The organism is Ensifer sp. GW823-FHT05D09, assembly GCF_058795755.1.
In genome coordinates, this window is sequence record NZ_JBXAIA010000009.1 from 156,148 (window position 1) to 174,355 (window position 18,208).

At 61.1% G+C, this 18,208-nt stretch carries 20 protein-coding genes; 15 read left to right on the top strand and 5 right to left on the bottom strand.

Translation table 11 applies throughout. From position 1 onward, the window contains the following. Positions 1-3 precede the first annotated feature (3 nt). The 7 genes from AC1Q80_RS23460 to AC1Q80_RS23490 all read left to right on the top strand — a co-directional run bounded on the left by AC1Q80_RS23460 (position 4) and on the right by AC1Q80_RS23490 (position 6,515). On the top strand, positions 4-441 hold the full coding sequence (locus AC1Q80_RS23460; protein WP_173419626.1) for a DUF6163 family protein: 438 nt from the start codon (positions 4-6) through the stop codon (positions 439-441). Between the two features lie 130 nt (positions 442-571). Beyond that, positions 572-1,084 (top strand): transcriptional regulator LdtR, encoded by a 513-nt coding sequence (gene ldtR / locus AC1Q80_RS23465; RefSeq protein ID WP_173419627.1) that lies wholly within the window; start codon positions 572-574, stop codon positions 1,082-1,084. A gap of 393 nt (positions 1,085-1,477) precedes the next feature. Continuing rightward, a complete protein-coding gene (locus AC1Q80_RS23470; RefSeq protein WP_173419628.1) occupies positions 1,478-2,803 on the top strand; it encodes a L,D-transpeptidase family protein in 1,326 nt (441 codons plus the stop codon). A gap of 183 nt (positions 2,804-2,986) precedes the next feature. After that, complete coding sequence (gene glyA / locus AC1Q80_RS23475) at positions 2,987-4,282, top strand: serine hydroxymethyltransferase (protein ID WP_173419629.1); 1,296 nt, start codon at positions 2,987-2,989, stop codon at positions 4,280-4,282. A gap of 10 nt (positions 4,283-4,292) precedes the next feature. Further along, positions 4,293-4,766 carry a transcriptional regulator NrdR gene (gene nrdR, locus AC1Q80_RS23480; RefSeq protein WP_003529310.1) on the top strand — a complete coding sequence of 158 codons (474 nt, stop codon included), beginning with the start codon at positions 4,293-4,295 and terminating at the stop codon, positions 4,764-4,766. A gap of 19 nt (positions 4,767-4,785) precedes the next feature. After that, complete coding sequence (gene ribD / locus AC1Q80_RS23485; RefSeq protein WP_209791223.1) at positions 4,786-5,895, top strand: bifunctional diaminohydroxyphosphoribosylaminopyrimidine deaminase/5-amino-6-(5-phosphoribosylamino)uracil reductase RibD; 1,110 nt, start codon at positions 4,786-4,788, stop codon at positions 5,893-5,895. Continuing rightward, a complete protein-coding gene (locus AC1Q80_RS23490) occupies positions 5,895-6,515 on the top strand; it encodes a riboflavin synthase (RefSeq protein ID WP_077498544.1) in 621 nt (206 codons plus the stop codon). Before ribD ends, AC1Q80_RS23490 begins: the two co-directional genes overlap by 1 nt. A gap of 85 nt (positions 6,516-6,600) precedes the next feature. On the opposite strand, the gene AC1Q80_RS23495 is transcribed toward AC1Q80_RS23490, so the two are convergent. From AC1Q80_RS23495 to AC1Q80_RS23510, 4 genes are all read right to left on the bottom strand, one after another. After that, the gene (locus AC1Q80_RS23495; RefSeq protein WP_173419632.1) at positions 6,601-6,951 is read right to left on the bottom strand and encodes a hypothetical protein; all 351 of its coding nucleotides are present in this window, start codon (positions 6,949-6,951) and stop codon (positions 6,601-6,603) included. Positions 6,952-7,227: 276 nt separating this feature from the next. Continuing rightward, complete coding sequence (locus AC1Q80_RS23500; RefSeq protein WP_492362018.1) at positions 7,228-7,806, bottom strand: GNAT family N-acetyltransferase; 579 nt, start codon at positions 7,804-7,806, stop codon at positions 7,228-7,230. 37 nt (positions 7,807-7,843) lie between these two features. Next, positions 7,844-8,344 carry a cupin domain-containing protein gene (locus tag AC1Q80_RS23505; protein ID WP_173419634.1) on the bottom strand — a complete coding sequence of 167 codons (501 nt, stop codon included), beginning with the start codon at positions 8,342-8,344 and terminating at the stop codon, positions 7,844-7,846. A gap of 174 nt (positions 8,345-8,518) precedes the next feature. Beyond that, a complete protein-coding gene (locus AC1Q80_RS23510; protein WP_492362090.1) occupies positions 8,519-9,232 on the bottom strand; it encodes an HAD family hydrolase in 714 nt (237 codons plus the stop codon). 276 nt (positions 9,233-9,508) lie between these two features. Between AC1Q80_RS23510 and ribH the strand changes: the two genes are divergently transcribed. The 4 genes from ribH (at position 9,509) to AC1Q80_RS23530 (ending at position 14,021) form a co-directional block, all read left to right on the top strand. Beyond that, on the top strand, positions 9,509-9,970 hold the full coding sequence (gene ribH, locus AC1Q80_RS23515) for a 6,7-dimethyl-8-ribityllumazine synthase (protein ID WP_077498536.1): 462 nt from the start codon (positions 9,509-9,511) through the stop codon (positions 9,968-9,970). Then, positions 9,967-10,449 (top strand): transcription antitermination factor NusB, encoded by a 483-nt coding sequence (gene nusB / locus AC1Q80_RS23520; RefSeq protein WP_025426528.1) that lies wholly within the window; start codon positions 9,967-9,969, stop codon positions 10,447-10,449. The genes ribH and nusB overlap by 4 nt, the downstream gene beginning before the upstream one ends. A 31-nt stretch (positions 10,450-10,480) precedes the next feature. After that, complete coding sequence (locus AC1Q80_RS23525; RefSeq protein WP_492362091.1) at positions 10,481-11,686, top strand: MFS transporter; 1,206 nt, start codon at positions 10,481-10,483, stop codon at positions 11,684-11,686. 199 nt (positions 11,687-11,885) lie between these two features. Then, complete coding sequence (locus tag AC1Q80_RS23530) at positions 11,886-14,021, top strand: sodium-translocating pyrophosphatase (RefSeq protein WP_173419635.1); 2,136 nt, start codon at positions 11,886-11,888, stop codon at positions 14,019-14,021. Positions 14,022-14,092: 71 nt separating this feature from the next. Here the strand turns inward: AC1Q80_RS23530 and AC1Q80_RS23535 are convergent, their stop codons facing one another. Beyond that, a complete protein-coding gene (locus tag AC1Q80_RS23535; protein WP_209791225.1) occupies positions 14,093-14,602 on the bottom strand; it encodes an outer membrane protein assembly factor BamE in 510 nt (169 codons plus the stop codon). Positions 14,603-14,741: 139 nt separating this feature from the next. Here AC1Q80_RS23535 and AC1Q80_RS23540 point away from each other — a divergent pair, with 139 nt between their 5' ends. From AC1Q80_RS23540 to AC1Q80_RS23555, 4 genes are all read left to right on the top strand, one after another. Next, complete coding sequence (locus AC1Q80_RS23540; RefSeq protein WP_209791226.1) at positions 14,742-15,281, top strand: ubiquinol-cytochrome C chaperone family protein; 540 nt, start codon at positions 14,742-14,744, stop codon at positions 15,279-15,281. A 96-nt stretch (positions 15,282-15,377) separates the two neighbouring features. Next, positions 15,378-15,929, top strand: a complete 552-nt coding sequence (locus AC1Q80_RS23545; protein ID WP_209791227.1) for a YceD family protein — start codon at positions 15,378-15,380, stop codon at positions 15,927-15,929. Positions 15,930-16,129: 200 nt separating this feature from the next. Next, the gene (gene plsX / locus AC1Q80_RS23550; RefSeq protein WP_173419639.1) at positions 16,130-17,188 is read left to right on the top strand and encodes a phosphate acyltransferase PlsX; all 1,059 of its coding nucleotides are present in this window, start codon (positions 16,130-16,132) and stop codon (positions 17,186-17,188) included. A 4-nt stretch (positions 17,189-17,192) separates the two neighbouring features. Next, a complete protein-coding gene (locus tag AC1Q80_RS23555) occupies positions 17,193-18,164 on the top strand; it encodes a beta-ketoacyl-ACP synthase III (RefSeq protein WP_492362019.1) in 972 nt (323 codons plus the stop codon). The last annotated feature ends 44 nt before the right edge of the window (positions 18,165-18,208 follow it).

Here is an 18,208-nt window from a genome sequence, read left to right on the forward strand (position 1 = left end):
CCCATGCTTCATGATTCTGCCCATGTTCCGAAACCATCGCTGACCGAGATCCTTTTCGGTCTGTTCCTGCGGCTGGTATCGGCGTCGTGCTTCTGGTTCGCGCTGAACTATTGGGCAATGCTGATCGGCTTTTCCCATGGCGGTGCCGGCCGCTTCGATCTCCTGACGCCGGAATGGCGGGCAGCGGCAACCGCGCTTGCCGTCGTCTACCCGGTTGCAGCCCTTGGGCTGTGGCTGCTGGTCTCTTGGGGGCCTGTTGTATGGGTGGTGGCGGCAGCGATCGAAATCGCGATGTACGAGTTCTATCCCGTCAGTTTCGGCCACCGTCCGATGCTGGTTGTCTTGCACGTCGCGGTCGCCGTCACATTCATCCTTTTCAGGGCAGCACTCTTCTATCAGCGCTTCCGGCAGGCAAGACAGGTAAGGGTTGATTCACCCTGAGACAGGGTCGCCGATTGGTAAGCTCATGTTAAGGCTGCGGTTTAAGTAGAATTTTAGACGTATTCGTTAGGTTCTCACTCAAGGCGGGAAGACAAACAGACACCGCCAAGCAAAACAGTGAGGCAGTCAAATGAACACGAAGATGAAGCCGCAGGTCACTGCGCCCCGAGACCCTCAGGAAGAAGCCGTCCGTGGTCTCTACATGGAATCCCTCCACCTCGTCGAGCGCCTGCACCGCCGTCTGCTCGACGTCATCAAGGACGAGTTCGACCGTCAGGGTCGCGACGATGTCAACGCCGTCCAGGCCCTGTTGCTCTTCAACATCGGCACCTCCGAACTGACCGCCGGCGAGCTTCGCTCGCGTGGCTACTACCTCGGCTCCAACGTTTCCTACAACGTCAAGAAGCTCGTCGATCTCGGCCTGATCAACCACCAGCGCTCGCGTGTCGACCGTCGCGCAGTCCGCATCAGCCTGACGGAAGACGGCCAGGAAATCGCCGAAACCGTCGCCAAGCTCTACGAGCGTCATATCGGCTCGATCCAGAAGGTCGGCGGCATCGGTTCGGACGAATTCACCCAGATGAACAAGCTGCTGCAGCGCCTTGATCGCTTCTGGAACGACTCGATCATGTACCGCCTGTAACAGGCGTCGCACACCTCCAGTTCAAAGAGCCGGACGCAATCCCTGCGTGTCCGGCCTTTGCCGTTTTTCCACGCCGGCGATGTTGCAGAAAGGCCGCAGCGGCTTGAAGCAAGAGGCGTGCCACATGTCTTCGGCGGCAGTCCGAGACACGAATTGGCCATATTGCTGTGACAGCGACGAGGGTATGCGGTAGGTGCGGCCACGTGTTTTCATCGACGTGGATTCGTTTTGCGTTCGCCTGCCGGATGAGGGTCCTCGCTCGCGGTATCGTGAAATCATGTGAGGGCAGGGTGGCTCGTTGGTTGACCTTTGTTAACCACGATCGTGTTAGGGCTCCGGCAACATGCGTGCCTGCGCATAGGGCGCGTGCCAACGCATTGGGATGGTAGGAATATGTCAAAAAAGAATGGAATTGATGCATTCTCGCGCCGCGCATTTCTGCGTTCGGCCGCAACCTTCGGTGCCGTCGCTTGGGCGGGAGCCGCAGGCGCTCAGGACGCCCTGAACGAGATCATCAATTCGCCTCGCCGCGGCTCCTGGGACGACCAGTACGACGCAAAGGCGTCGCGCACGGCGACGACGGTCGTGTCCAATACGCCGGTCTTCGGCCCGGAGACGATCAACCATGTCCAGCAGGCGATCTTCGATTATCAGAACATCGTTTCGTCGGGCGGTTGGCCAATGGTGGAAACCAGCGTCAAGCTCGAACTCGGTGTTACGGACCCTTCGGTGCAGCAACTGCGTCAGCGCCTGATGGTTTCCGGCGATCTGCCGCGTTCCGCCGGCATCTCGTCGTCCTTTGATTCCTACGTCGATGGCGCGGTCAAGCATTTCCAGGCACGCCATGGTCTGCCGGCAGACGGCGTCATTGGCGAATACACGCTGAAGGCAATCAACGTTCCAGCGACCACCCGTCTCGGCCAGCTGCAGACCAACCTCGTGCGCCTGCAGTCGATGTCCGGCGATCTCGGTCGCCGCTATGTGATGGTGAACATTCCGGCCGCTTACATCGAAGCGGTGGAGAACGGCCGCGTCGCGCTGCGCCACACCGCTATTGTCGGCAAGATCGACCGCCAGTCGCCGATCCTCAACTCCAAGATCTATGAGGTCATCCTCAATCCCTATTGGACTGCGCCGCGCTCGATCATCCAGAAGGATATCATGCCGCTGATGCGCAAGGACCCGACCTACCTGAAGCGCAACGCCATCCGCCTGTTCGACGGCAGCGGTGGCGAAGTGTCGCCGGAAACGGTTGACTGGAATGCCGAGAAGGCGCCGAACCTGATGTTCCGTCAGGATCCGGGCAAGATCAATGCGATGTCTTCGACGAAGATCAACTTCCACAACGAGCATCAGGTCTACATGCACGACACGCCCCAGCAGGGCCTGTTCAACAAGCTGATGCGTTTCGAATCGTCCGGCTGCGTTCGCGTCCAGAACGTTCGCGACCTTTCGAGCTGGCTTTTGAAGGAAACCCCCGGCTGGTCGCGCCAGCAGATGGAGGCCACGATCAAGACCGGTGTCAACACGCCGATCACGCTGGCCGAAGAGGTCCCGGTTTTCTTCACCTACATCACCGCCTGGTCGGCGAAGGATGGTGTCGTGCAGTTCCGCGACGACATCTATCAGCGGGATGGGGCGACCGAACTGGCGCTGCAGACGCCTTACGGCGTCGAGCAATCGGCCGGCTCGGTCGAGTCGGATGCTCTGCCGCAATAAGCAAAGTCGGGCAATTCATTGCAAAAGCCGCGCTTCCCCTGGCAGCGCGGCTTTTTCGTTGGTCCGCGGCTGCGATGTTTAGGCGCGGCAGATGGGGGAAATGACGCAAACCGCACAGCGGATATTGCTCTCGCCGTGCGAGGAAGCTAAAGAACTGCCACCTTTGAGAGGAGCCTCGCGCCGATGCTTGCACAGAACAATGATGCCTTCTTCACCCGCTCTCTCGCCGACAGCGATCCGGAAATCTTCGGTTCGATCGAAAAGGAGCTGGGTCGTCAGCGCCACGAGATCGAACTGATCGCGTCCGAGAACATCGTTTCGCGCGCCGTGCTCGAAGCTCAGGGCTCGATCATGACCAACAAATATGCCGAGGGCTACCCGGGTAAGCGCTATTATGGCGGCTGCCAGTTCGTCGATATCGCCGAGGAATTGGCGATCGAGCGTGCCAAGAAGCTGTTCGGCGCTAAGTTCGTCAACGTGCAGCCGAACTCCGGCTCGCAGATGAACCAGGCTGTGTTCCTCGCGCTCCTGCAGCCGGGCGACACCTTCATGGGCCTCGACCTCAATTCCGGCGGTCACCTGACGCATGGTTCGCCGGTCAACATGTCCGGCAAGTGGTTCAACGTGGTTTCCTACGGCGTTCGCGAGAGCGATCACCTGCTCGACATGGACGATGTCGCCGAGAAGGCACGCCAGCACAAGCCGAAGCTGATCATTGCCGGTGGCACCGCCTATTCCCGCATCTGGGACTGGAAGCGCTTCCGCGAGATCGCCGATGAAGTTGGCGCGTACCTGATGGTCGACATGGCGCACATCGCCGGCCTCGTTGCCGGTGACCAGCATCCGTCGCCGGTTCCCCATTGCCACGTTGCCACGACGACGACGCACAAGTCGCTGCGCGGTCCGCGCGGCGGCATGATCCTCACCAACGACGAGGATATCGCCAAGAAGATCAACTCGGCGGTCTTCCCGGGCCTCCAGGGCGGCCCGTTGATGCACGTCATCGCCGCCAAGGCCGTTGCCTTCGGTGAGGCACTGCAGCCGTCCTTCAAGGACTATGCGGCTCAGGTCGTCAAGAACGCCCGCACGCTTGCCGAGACGCTCAAGGCCAACGGTCTCGATATCGTATCCGGCGGCACGGACAACCACCTGATGCTCGTCGACCTGCGCAAGAAGAACGCGACCGGCAAGCGCGCCGAGGCAGCCCTCGGCCGTGCCTACGTCACCTGCAACAAGAACGGCATCCCGTTCGATCCTGAAAAGCCGTTCGTCACGTCGGGCGTCCGTCTCGGTACCCCGGCGGGCACCACCCGTGGCTTCAAGGAAGCCGAATTCAAGGAAATCGGCGAATTGATCGTCGAAGTCCTCGACGGCCTCAAGGTCGCCAACTCCGACGAAGGCAATGCCGCCGTCGAAGCGGGCGTGCGCGAAAAGGTGATGACGCTCACCGGCCGCTTCCCGATGTACGGCTACATGTGATCGGCTCATCATGCGCTGCCCCTATTGCGGTTCCGAAGACAGCCAGGTGAAGGACAGCCGTCCGGCAGAGGACGGCAACGCCATTCGCCGCCGCCGTATCTGCCCGGATTGCGGTGGTCGCTTCACGACCTTCGAACGGGTGCAGCTGCGTGAGCTGATGATCATCAAGAAGACCGGTCGGAAGGTGCCTTTCGACCGGGACAAGCTGCTGCGGTCCTTCGAGATCGCGCTCAGAAAACGCCCTGTTGATCGTGACCGCATCGAGCGGGCGGTCTCCGGCATCGTGCGTCGGCTCGAAAGCTCCGGCGAGACTGAAATCCCTTCGGAGGAGATCGGCTTGCAGGTGCTGGAAGCACTGAAGAGCCTCGACGATGTCGCCTTCGTCCGCTACGCGTCGGTCTATCGGGACTTCTCCCACGCCGAAGATTTCGAAAAGGTCATCGCCGAGATCAGCGCCAAGATTGCGCGCGACCCCGGCGAATAGGAAGGCGCACCGGACCGCCATGGCCAACCCCACCCGTAAGGACGAGAGGTTCATGGCGGCGGCGCTGCGGCTGGCACGCCAGCATCTCGGCCAGACATCCACCAATCCCTCCGTCGCCTGCTTGATCGTCCAGGATGGTGTCATCGTCGGACGTGCGGTGACGGCAAGAAGCGGCCGGCCCCATGCCGAAGCTCAGGCACTTGCCGAAGCGGGCGAGCGGGCACGCGGCGCAACTGCTTATGTCACCCTTGAACCCTGCTCTCATCACGGCAAGACGCCGCCCTGCGCCGATGCGCTGGTCGCCTCCGGCGTTGCCCGCGTCGTCATTTCGATCCTCGATCCCGATGAACGCGTCGCCGGGCGCGGCGTGGTGCGTTTGCGTGAAGCCGGCATCGCGGTCGATATCGGCGTTTTGCCGCTGGAGGGACATGGCGCGCTCGAAGCCTATCTCACGCGACAGGTCAGCAAGCGCCCACATGTGACTCTCAAACTTGCAGTTTCTGCCGACGGCATGATCGGCCGAACAGGTGCCGGACAGGTCCGTATTACAGGCCCGATTTCCAGGGCGCAGGTCCAGATCCTCAGGGCGCAGACCGACGCGATCCTCGTGGGCATTGGTACCGCGACTGCGGATGATCCGGAATTGACCGTGCGTTTGCCAGGTCTTGAAGACTGCTCGCCCATCCGCATCGTCCTCGATCGGCGACTGGATCTTTCGCTAGGCTCGAAGCTCGTGCGGTCGGCGGCGCAAACCCCTGTCATCGTGGTGTCGGGAGAGCCATCGACACAATCGGAACTGGAGCAGGCCAGCGAACGGGCTGGCCGGCGCGCTGCGCTGGAGGCCGCCGGTGTCGAGGTGCTGGAAACCGGAACGGTTGCCGATCTGCTGACGGCACTGGGCTCGCGCGGCATTTCCTCTTTGCTCGTCGAGGGTGGTGCAGTTGCCGCTCGCGCTTTCCTGGACGCTGGGCTGGTCGATCGCATTCAGATCTATACCGGCCCGCAAACCATTGGCGAAAACGGCATCGCATCCCCATTTGATCGGAAATCCGTGCCCCCTGGCTTTAAGCTCGTTCGCTCCGCGCAATACGGCGACGATCTTTTCGAAGAATACGAAAGAGAGAACTGATGTTCACAGGCATTGTCACTGACATCGGCACCGTTGATGCCGTCACGCCGCTGAAGGAAGGCGTGAAGCTACGCGTCGCCACCACATACGATCCGAAGACCATCGATATGGGGGCGTCCATCGCCCATTCCGGTGTTTGCCTGACGGTGACGGCCCTGCCGGACGGCGGCAGCAACGAACGCTGGTTCGAGGTCGAGGCGTGGGAAGAGGCTTTGCGCCTGACGACCATCGCTGGCTGGAAAAAGGGGACGCGGATCAATCTCGAGCGGTCATTGAAGATCGGCGATGAACTCGGTGGACATCTCGTTTCCGGTCATATCGACGACAAGGCGGAGATTCTATCGGTCGAACCCGAGGGCGACGCCGTGCGGTTCAGGCTGCGTGCGCCCGCGCATTTGGCCAAGTTCGTCGCGCCGAAGGGATCCGTTGCGCTCGACGGCACATCGCTGACAGTCAACAAAGTCGATGCAGCCGACTTTGACGTCCTCTTGATCCGCCATTCGCTTGAGGTGACGACCTGGGGCGAACGCCGGGCGGGCGATTTCGTCAATTTCGAAGTCGACACGATGGCGCGCTACGCCGCTCGCCTTGCGGAGTTTCCGGCCCCGAAGGCCGAATAGACGGCCGCCGCCGCCAGAAACCGACTAAGCGCACCATCTCGCGTGTGGAGATGGTGCGCTTCTTATTCGTTGACTGAACGCGTATTCAACGCATGTAGATGGTGAGGCTTCCGTCGGCACCCTGCTGAGCGCCTCCGATATTACCCATTTCGACGTTCTTGGCCTTTAGCTGCGCGGCCAATTCCGCGTTGCCGTTGACCGCAGCTTGCAGGGCTGCGCGTTGTTCGGCCGTCGCATGCTCGACCCACAGGCGGGTCTGATCCTGCTCGCTCAGCGTGGAGATATCGACGATGTTGAACTTGTCCCCCTTGAAGTCGCGCACCGTCTGCTCGATTTCAGCCGGCCATTCCATTTTGGCGTCCTGAGCGTGCGGTATAGCAGCGAAGGCGAGGGACGAGAACGCAGCAATGACTGATAGCTTTGCAATGCGATTCATGATCATGCTCCTTGGTTGTCTGCGGCGCAGTGACCAGTAACCTGATACCCGAACACAATACCCGATGCGGGTTTCCGGAAGGCCTGCTGAGATGCGTGTCGCAGTCGTCAGCAGGCTGCATTACGGGCGACTTACCCGCAGCAAAATGTGTTGGATTCCCTTGTCTGATCGGGTGGTGTTGCCTGTTGTAGTTCGCCTGCACCCGATGCCAGGCAATCTTGCCTGCAATATAGACGTTTCGATGGCGTTTTCATCAAAACGACAATTGAGGATTGTTTACGTCTCCAAATGCGCGGGCATTGGCGCCTTACGGGCCGTGGCACCAGCAAACGTTCGCTGCCGTTCAAACATGATGACATGCGTGCCGTGATAGCGCGTGCGCCAGAATTCCTTGAAGCCCTGCTTTTCGGCGACACGGACCGAGGCACGGTTGCCGACATCGATGATGCAGGTTTTTCGCACTTGGGGAAACTGCCGATCGGCCCATTCGAGCGCGGCGCTGACGGCCTCGGTTGCAAGCCCCTGTCCGTGTGCTTTTGGGGAGAGCGCCCAACCGGTCTCCATCGTCCCCTCAAGCGACGGCGTGATCAGCCGATGCACGTCGTGAAATCCGGCCTCTCCGAGAAAGGTGCCGGTCGTACGATCCTGGATGGCGAAGAAACCGAAGCCGAAATAATGCCACATGCCGACCTGGCGCAGGAAACGTGTCCAGGATTGCTCGCGCGTATAGGGAACGCCGCCGACGAAACGCGTAACCTCGCTGTCGGCAAACAGGGCGGCATAGGCCGTGAAGTCGTCGCGTCTATAGGGGCGCAGGACCAGGCGTTCGGTCTCGATGATAGGAACACTGTGCATGTTTTATCCGCTGCTATGGGTTTGGTAGGTGGGATGATCAGATGCCGGGCTCGCCGTCCCAGTAGTCGGCAGCACTTTCAGGCCTGCCGGTAAACTGGAACCGGCGTTCGCCGGCGGCCGTGCGCGTCCTGGCGTGAAACTTGCCGCTATCCGGATATTCGCAGATCTCGGTGGCGGCCATCGTCGAGATGGAGAGATATTTGAGCGGCACTGTTCCGGTGTTGATCAGGTGATGCGCCGTCTCCGCCCCGCCTGCCGGTGCGCCAAGGATGTCGCCCGGTCCAACGGCATAGCGCTCTGTTCCGAACCGATAGGTGCCTTCACCTTCGAGAATGATGAAGAGTTCCTCTTCCACGTGGTGGTTGTGGAAGGGGCAACCGGATTTGCCCGGCGGCACTTCGCCATAGCCGACGCCGAGGTCTTTCAGGCCAAGCCGGCTGCCGAATGACGTGTCGCTGGATTCGAAGAACGTGCCTTCCGACCAATGGTCGAGGGCAAGGTCCCTTGGGTTGATGATGGGTTTGTTGCTGTCCGCCATATATATTCCTCCCCGGCGTTATCGTCTCCGAACGGAGAACCGCTCCCGGTCATCCGTGTCGGGCGTTTGACTTTCCGTCAATTGCCAAACTTTCACGTGTCCGGTGGCGGCCGTCCATTCCCGCGGAAGCGTTTGCGGATCGATTGCGGCCAAGGGGCCGTGGCAGGGCCGCGGTCAGGCGGGGACATGGGCGCCCCGCGCATGGTGGAGGAGGGCAGCGTGAACGTCACCAAGATTGCCTGCGACGCCGACGCAGAGGCTTCGGATCTCCTCCGTTGCCGCGAGAAGGTCCGGCACCATAATCGTCATCATGCCGGCTGATGACGCCGAACGCACGCCGTTATGGCTATCCTCCAGCGCCAGGCAAAGCTCGGGCGCGACATCGAGCCGCCGGGCAGCTGTCAGGAAAGGTTCGGGATGCGGCTTGCCCAGTTGGTAGTCGCCTTGAGCGACGACGACCGGAAAGCGATCGAACAACCCGTAGAGGCCCAGGTTTCGCTCGACATCGTGATGCCCGGACGATGTTGCGATAGCAAAGGGAATGCCGAGCTCCTCCAGGGAGCCGACGAGCTCGACCACGCCCGGCTTCAACTGGAGTTCGGTCGTTGTCCGAGCATGGAAGGCGGTCGCCGCTTGATTCCAGAAGCGATCGAGGTCGAAATCCGGCCCGAAATATTCGCCGAGCGATTGTCGTGTCGCTTCGCCCGAAAGGCCGATCGATGCATGGTAAAGCGAAAGCGGCATGGTCCGGCCGAGCACCTGCGCAGCGGCGAGCATGGCATCGCGATAGAGCGCCTCGGTATCGAACAACAGGCCATCCATGTCGAAGACGACGGCCTGAGGCATACGGGGCAGGCGGATCGACATCGACGGATCGACATCATGCATCGGAGACAACTTTCGCTCGATTTCCTTTGCCTAAGCGGCGTTGTCCCCGATCAGGCGTTGTGTCTGTCCTGATTATTGTCATTGTCGGAAACGCCTGGCTACCCCCTCAAGCGTGACATGAGCGTTCCACGCCGTCTGTCACGGGCTCTGCTGGAGGGCGCGCAACGCGGCAAAAGGGCGCCAACAGCGGAATTTGCTTGCCATTCGACGCCGGTCATGGTTTGACCGCCGCCTCAGCCGGTCGCACCGGCGCGGAAATCTCAAGACAGGTGATCCATGGCGAAGACCAAGGCTGCCCACATCCTGATTGTGGAAGCACGCTTCTATGACGATATGGCCGACGCATTGCTCGATGGCGCCAAACATGCACTGGATGCAGCCGGCGCGACCTATGATATCGTAACGGTACCCGGTGCCCTCGAAATCCCACCGGCAATCGCAATGGCGCTCGATGGCGCAGACGAGGGCGCCGTCGAATATGACGGCTTCGTCGCGCTCGGTATGGTCATTCGCGGCGAGACCTATCATTTCGATATCGTTGCGAACGAATCCTCGCGCGCGATCATGGACCTCGCCGTCAGCGAAAGCCTTGCCATCGGTAATGGCATCCTGACGGTCGAAAACGACGATCAGGCCTGGGCGCGTGCGCGCCGGTCGGAAGGCGACAAGGGCGGTTTTGCCGCGCGTGCTGCGCTGACCATGATTGAACTGAAGAAGAAATTGGGCACAGAACAGTGACGAACACCCCCTCGGATCAGCCGTTGAAGCAGGCTAACCAACGCGGCGCGGCGCGTCTTGCAGCCGTGCAGGCGCTCTACCAGATGGATATCGGCGGTACCGGCGTACTCGAAGTCGTCGCGGAATACGAAATGCATCGCCTCGGCCAGGAGCTGGACGGCGATACCTATCTCAAGGCCGATGCCTCGTGGTTTCGCTCGATCGTTGCCGGCGTCGTACGCGATCAGCGCAAACTCGATCCTTTGATCGGCTCGGCATTGCAGGACGACTGGGCGCTGTCGCGGCTCGACTCCACCGTTCGTGCCATTTTGCGCGCCGGCACCTTCGAGATGCTGGAGCGCAAGGATGTGCCTGTTGCGGTGATCGTCACCGAATATGTCGAAATCGCCAAGGCTTTCTTCGGCGACGACGAGCCGAAGCTCGTCAATGCCGTTCTTGACCGGATTGCCCGGCAGGTTCGCGGCGAGCCCAAGAAGTAGCGCGGCCATGGTTGCGGCTGCCGTCGATGATATGGGCTCTGCCCTTCGAGAAGCGCGCCGCAATGTTTTCCTTCTGACGGCGGCGCAGGCGATCCTTGGTGTCGTCGGCCCGATCTGCTTTGCAGTCGGCGGCGTTGCCGGCTACCAGCTGCTCGCGGACGGCAAGTCGCTGGCGACGGCGCCGCTGACCGCCTACAATGTCGGTATGGCGCTCGGCGTGATTCTCGTCGCAACGCTCTCACGCCTTATCGGCCGGCGGTTCGCCTTCATGGTCGGTACCGGGATTGCGTCTGTCGGCGCCGCGATCGCCGCAGTCGCGCTGTTCCGGGAGAGTTTCTGGCTCTTTGCCTTCGGTCTCGCCGTTCTCGGTTCCTCCAACGGCTTTACCCAAAAACTGCGCTTCGCCGCCGCCGACGCCTCGCCGTCCTTCTACAAGCCGAAGGCGATATCGTGGATCCTGGGCGGGGGAATCGTTTCGGCCGTTCTCGGCCCGCAGATCGTCATTTTCGCCGGAGATCTGTTCGCGCCCGTCGCCTTCGTCGGCGCCTTCATCGCCTTACTGCCGATCTGCCTGCTGGCCGCATTGTTCTTTGCGCCGCTGCGCTTGCCCGAGCAGGGGACGGTGGCGAGCGAGTATAATGGCCAGCCCACGCGTACGCTCGGCGAAATCGTTCGCAACCAACGCTTCGTCACCGGCATGGTCTGCGGTATCTCGAGCTATGCGTTGATGACATTCATGATGACCGGTGCGCCGGTTGCCATGGTTGTCGGCTGCGGCTTTTCCACCGAGCTTGCAACGCTCGGCATCCAGTGGCACGTGCTTGCGATGTTCGCGCCGAGCTTCTTTACCGGGTGGCTGATCACGCGCTTCGGCGCCGAACGCATCGTTGCCTGCGGTCTGCTCTTGCTCATGGCCTGCGCTGCGGTCGCACATATGGGCCTGGAACTCTGGAATTTCTGGGGTGCGCTGGTGCTTCTCGGTCTGGGTTGGAATTTCGGCTTCATCGGCTCGACCGCCATCGTTGCCGGCAGCTATCGCCCGCAAGAGGCCGACAAGGTTCAGGCCTTTCACGACATTGTCCTGTTCACCACCGTTGCGCTGTCGTCCTTTGCCTCGGGCAAGGTTCTCTCGGTTTATGGCTGGGATATGCTGAATGCTGTCGTCTGGCCGGTGACATCAGTCTGCCTTCTCCTGCTCTTCTTGCTGATGCGCGCTCGCCCTAGCGTTGCGGCCTGAGCCGCCGCTTTTCTCCTAAATCTTCAGTTCTCAGAAGGCCGCCGGTAGTTAGATTTCCGGGGCTTGACGATCTTTCGTTGCAACCGCACTCTGGCCTCGCCGTGAGGGGTGCTGCTTGAGGAGGTGGTGCGTGATTCGCGGATTTGAGGGGCCTGCGGCCGGGAGTGAGTCCGCGGGTTGAAACGGAGGGTAATGCGAAATGACCATTTTATTGGGCGTTATCGCATGCGGGTTGCTCGCGGTGGCTTACGCCATCTGGGCAACACAGTCGGTGCTTGCCGCCGACCAGGGGAACGCCCGCATGCAAGAAATCGCAGGCTACATTCGTGAAGGGGCACAAGCCTATCTCACGCGTCAATACAGAACCATCGCCATCGTCGGCGTCGTCGTTTTCATCGGCGCTTGGTTTCTTCTTTCTTCCGCAGCCGCTTTCGGCTTTCTCGTTGGCGCAGTGCTTTCGGGTGCTGCCGGTTTCATCGGCATGCACGTTTCGGTTCGCGCAAACGTGCGCACCGCGCAGGCCGCCTCTGTCAGCCTCGCATCTGGCCTCGATATCGCTTTCAAATCCGGCGCCATCACCGGTCTTCTCGTCGCGGGCCTCGCCCTGCTCGGCGTATCTGTCTACTATCTCATCCTGACAGCGGGCCTCGGGCACGAGCCCGGGTCGCGTGAGGTGATCGATGCGCTCGTGGCGCTCGGTTTCGGCGCGTCGCTGATCTCGATCTTCGCCCGTCTCGGCGGCGGCATCTTCACCAAGGGTGCGGACGTCGGCGGCGACCTCGTTGGCAAGGTGGAAGCCGGGATCCCGGAAGACGATCCGCGCAACCCTGCCACCATCGCCGACAACGTCGGCGACAATGTCGGTGATTGCGCCGGCATGGCGGCCGACCTGTTCGAAACCTATGCAGTCTCGGTGGTTGCAACCATGGTTCTGGCTGCGATCTTCTTTGCCGGAACGCCCGTGCTCTCGACCGTCATGGCTTATCCCCTGGCGATTTGCGCGACCTGCATCATCACCTCGATCATCGGTACCTTCTTCGTCAAGCTCGGGACCAACAACTCGATCATGGGTGCGCTCTACCGGGGTCTGATCGTCACTGGTTTGCTGTCGATCGTCGGGCTTGGCGCCGCTACGTCGCTGACCATCGGCTGGGGCTCGATCGGCACGGTCGCGGGCCAGGACATCACCGGTTGGAACCTGTTCCTGTGCGGTATTGTCGGCCTGGTGGTGACGGCACTGATCGTGGTCATCACCGAGTATTACACCGGCACCAACAAGCGCCCGGTGAATTCCATTGCACAGGCGTCGGTCACGGGCCACGGCACGAACGTGATCCAGGGGCTGGCTGTCTCGCTGGAGTCGACGGCGTTGCCGGCCATCATCATCGTCGGCGGCATCATCTCCACCTATCAGCTGGCTGGTCTGTTCGGGACCGGCATTGCAGTGACTGCGATGCTTGGCATTGCCGGCATGATCGTCGCGCTGGATGCCTTCGGTCCGGTGACGGACAATGCCGGCGGCATCGCCGAGATGTCGCATTTGCCGCCCGAAGTGCGCAAGTCGACCGATGCACTCGACGCGGTCGGCAATACGACGAAGGCCGTGACCAAGGGGTATGCCATCGGTTCGGCCGGTCTCGGCGCGCTGGTTCTGTTTGCAGCCTATTCCAACGATCTCAGCTACTTCGCCGCCAATGGCGACAAGTATCCGTATTTCGCGGATGTCGGTCAGATCTCCTTTGATCTCTCTAACCCCTATGTGGTTGCCGGATTGATCTTCGGGGGCCTCATTCCGTATCTCTTCGGCGGCATTGCGATGACCGCTGTCGGGCGCGCGGCAGGGTCGATCGTCGAGGAAGTGCGCCGTCAGTTCCGCGAAAAGCCGGGCATCATGGCCGGCACGGAGAAGCCTGATTATGGTCGCGCCGTCGACCTGCTCACTAAGGCGGCGATTCGTGAAATGATCGTACCGTCGCTGCTGCCGGTCCTGGCACCGCTCGTCGTTTATTTCGGCGTGCTGCTCCTGTCCGGCTCCAAGGCATCCGCCTTTGCGGCCCTGGGCGCATCTTTGCTCGGCGTCATCGTCAACGGCCTTTTCGTCGCGATCTCGATGACCTCGGGCGGTGGCGCCTGGGATAATGCCAAGAAGAGCTTCGAGGACGGTTTCGTTGACAAGGACGGTACTCGGCATCTCAAGGGTTCCGAAGCGCACAAGGCATCGGTGACCGGCGATACCGTCGGCGATCCCTACAAGGACACGGCAGGTCCCGCGGTGAACCCAGCGATCAAGATCACCAACATTGTGGCGTTATTGCTGCTGGCCGTTCTCGCCTGATCGTCACCTGAAATGAAAAGGCCCGCGGGACACATGGTCCGCGGGCCTTTTTTGTTGCGGTGAAAGTCGGCTTACTGGTTGCCGAAGTTCTTGAAGAGGTTCTGCGCGGCACCCTTGCCGGCGCCCGGGCCGGTCAGAAGCTGGCCGAGGAAGCTCGTTTCCTTGCCGCCGGTCGGTGTCGTGCGCGACAGTGTGTCGAAGATCTTGCCGTCCTTGAGCGTGTAGTGCGCGAGCTGGCTGACGGTGCCTTCCTTGTCGAAATAGACGGCCAGGATCGACTGATCGACGAGCTGCGGCTTCATGAACGCCACGGGGCGTTTGCGGGTCTGCGAGATGTAGTAGAATACCTCGTTGTCGAAGGTCGCGGTCGTCGACGGCGTGCCGAGCGAAAGCAGGACCTGTTCACGGCTGGAACCGACAGGAACGAGATTTAGTGTTTCCTGATCAACCACATAACCCTGGTGGAGAACTTCACCGACATTAGCGGACTGGCAGGCGGAGAGAGCAATGGTGCTAACAGTCGCTACGGCCGCAGCTCGGCCAAGGACCTTCAAATTTGTTCTGAAAAACCGCTTCGTCAACGACAGCTCCCTTTGGAGTAACGATGGCAGATCCGCCATTGCAATTCGTGCATGCTTCGGTAAACCAGCTTCGGCTATCATGCAACAACCGTCATGGGCGCTTGCGCGCATTTCGAGAAAGCCAAAGCTGGGCTTTGTGATGATTTTTGGACTGTTCAAAAGAAAAAGCGGCAATATTGCGATTGTCGAACGGCAATATGCGCTATTGACCTCGGCGGCGCGCCAGCCGCACCTCTACACGGACCTCGACGTGCCCGACACGGTGATGGGGCGTTTCGAGATGCTGTCGGCCGTACTCATCCTTTATTTCCGGCGCACGCGCGGATCGGCGCGCACGGGCCAGGAGGTCGCTCAGGAGATTGTCGACGCCTTCTTCGAGGATGTCGACCATTCGATCCGCGAACTCGGCGTCGGTGATGCCGGCGTGCCGAAGAAGATGAAGAAGCTGGCTGGCATGTTCTACGGCCGGCTCGAATCCTATGCGGCGGCGCTCGAAGGTCGGGACGCGGTCTCGCTTGCTGCGGCGCTGAAGCGTAACTTCTATCCGAAGGGCGATGAGGGAGACCCGGCGATGGACGGTCTTGCGACCTATCTCCTCTCCGTCGAGGAACGACTGGCCGCCGAGCCGGAAGAGCGGGTCGAAACGGGCCAGTTGCACATTCCTGCCGCCGGAGAGTAATAGACGGCCATTATGCCGCCTCCGGTGACCGGTGTGCGGCACTATCCGCGAGAAGAGCGCTTCCGACATGGCGCCCGCGCGAGGAAGGACCTGATCATGAAAGACGATAGCCGACCGGCATTCTCCTACCCGGTGAAGGTCGGACATATCTCTGCCAATGCCGTGACTGTCCGCCTCTCGGCAAACGAGAGCGAACGGCAGGCGCTCGCCCAACTTTGGGACGTGCGCGAAGTCCTGTCGCTTTCGGCCGATCTGCAGATCGCGCGCTGGAAGAGGGACGGTGTCAAGATCAAGGGTGACGTTACCGCCCGGATCGTGCAGTCCTGCGTCGTGACGCTCGAGCCCGTCGAGGCCGACATTCAAGAGCCGATCGAGGCCATCTTCGTGCCGGAAGGATCGAGGCTTGCCCGCCAGGCCAGCAATGACGGCGGGGAGATGATCCTCAGCCCCGATGGCCCCGATATCCCCGACACTTTTAGCGGCGACACGATTGATGCAGGTGTCGTTGTCAGCGAGCACGTGGCGCTCGCGATCGAGCCCTATCCCCGTAAGCCGGGTGTAACATTTGGCGCGCGTATCGAAAGTACGGCGGCAGACGACGAGAAGCCGAACCCGTTTGCAGCGCTGAAGGACTGGAAAAAGGACTGAGGCTGCCAGAGCCGCCCCTACAATTCGGTTGTCACGCGGGCGAAAAGCAGTATTTTGGCCCGACTCCGGCCAAATGAGCCCCCGCAGCGTTCCGCCGCGTGTCTGGCTCAAGCGTCAGAAGCAATATGTAACGTCGTTGCGTTCGAATGCGTGCGCACGGCAGCACGTGTTGTGTGGCAGGAAAAAAGGATAAGACACGCGTGGTCAGAATTTCTCTTGACGTGATGGGCGGCGACTATGGTCCTGAAGTCGTCATCCCGGGCGCCGCAAGGGCGCTTGAACGTCATCCGGACATAAGGTTTGTCCTGTTCGGCATAGAAGCGCAGTGCGCCGATATCTTGGCCAAACATCCCAAGCTCAAGGCCAACAGCACCTTCCATGACTGCGAGATCGCGGTCGGCATGGACGAGAAGCCGAGCCAGGCGCTCAGGCGCGGCCGCGGCAAGTCGAGCATGTGGCGGGCGATCGATGCGATCAATGCCGGTGAGGCCGACGTCGTCGTGTCGGCCGGCAACACGGGCGCGCTGATGGCCATGTCGGTCTTCTGTCTGCGCACGATGCAGGGCATCCAGCGGCCGGCAATCGCGGCGATCTGGCCGACCCTGAAGGGTGAGAGCATCGTGCTCGACGTCGGTGCGACCATCGGTGCCGACGCGCAGCAACTCATGGACTTTGCGTTGATGGGCGGCGCCATGGCGCGGGCGCTTTTCGAGATCGAACGGCCGACCATCGGCCTGCTCAATGTCGGCGTCGAGGAGATCAAGGGCCAGGAAGAAGTCAAGGAAGCCGGACGGCTCATCCGTGACGCCAATATCGAAGGCTTTGACTACTACGGCTTCGTCGAAGGCGACGATATCGGACGCGGCACTGTGGATGTGGTCGTCACAGAAGGCTTTTCCGGCAACATCGCGCTCAAGGCAGCCGAAGGAACGGCGCGGCAGATCGGCGAATATCTGCGTGCCGCCATGTCGCGTACCCTGATGGCCAAGCTAGGCTACATCTTGGCCAAGGGCGCCTTCGATCGGCTGCGGGAAAAAATGGATCCGCGCAAGGTCAATGGCGGCGTCTTTCTCGGCCTCAATGGTGTCGTGATCAAGAGCCATGGTGGGGCCGATGCCGAAGGCTTCGCCGCTGCAATCGATGTCGGCTACGACATGGTGAAAAACGGCCTGAAAGCGAAGATCGAGATCGATCTGGCGAAGTACCACGGCGCCGAGCCGCCGAGCGCACTTCCCGCCGGCATGAATGATGAGGTTTGAATAAATGATCCGTTCCGTCGTTCGCGGCTTTGGCGCGGCGTTGCCGAAGCGCGTTGTCACCAATCAGGAATTGGAATCCAAGGTCGATACATCAGACGAGTGGATCGTGCAGCGCACCGGCATTCGCCAGCGCTACATTGCCGGTGAAGGCGAGACGACCGCGTCGTTGGGTGAAGCCGCAGCACGCGCAGCGCTCGACAATGCCGGCCTGACCGCCGTTGATCTCGATCTGATCATCCTGGCGACCTCGACGCCGGACAACACGTTTCCTGCAACCGCCGTCAACATTCAAAACCGGCTCGGCATGCACCACGGCGCTGCCTTCGATGTGCAGGCTGTCTGTTCCGGCTTCATCTATGCGGTGACCACGGCGGACGCCTACATCCGCGGCGGGTTGGCAAAGCGCGTGCTGGTCATCGGCGCCGAGACATTCTCGCGCATTCTCGACTGGTCTGATCGCACAACCTGCGTGCTCTTCGGCGATGGCGCCGGCGCCATCATCCTGGAAGCCCAGGAAGGCGAGGGCACGATTGCCGATCGCGGCGTGTTGACTGCCAAGCTGCGTTCCGACGGTGCGCATCGCGAAAAGCTCTATGTCGACGGCGGACCGTCGACGACAGGCACGGTCGGCCACCTGAAGATGGAAGGCCGCGAGGTCTTCAAGCACGCTGTCGGCATGATCACCGACGTGATCGAGGCCGCTTTCGAGGCAACAGGAACGACAGCCGAGGATATCGATTGGCTCGTGCCGCACCAGGCCAATCGCCGCATCATCGACGGTTCTGCCAAGAAGCTTGGCATCCCTCTCGATAAGGTTGTGGTGACGGTCGATCTCCATGGCAACACCTCTGCCGCCTCCATTCCGCTCGCTCTCAACACCGCGGCGGCCGACGGCCGGATCAAGAAGGGGGATCTCGTTCTGCTCGAAGCCATGGGTGGTGGCTTCACATGGGGCTCCGTTCTGATACGCTGGTAAAAAATGCTGAAGCAACGCAGGCGCTTGACCGGAAATGACAAGGG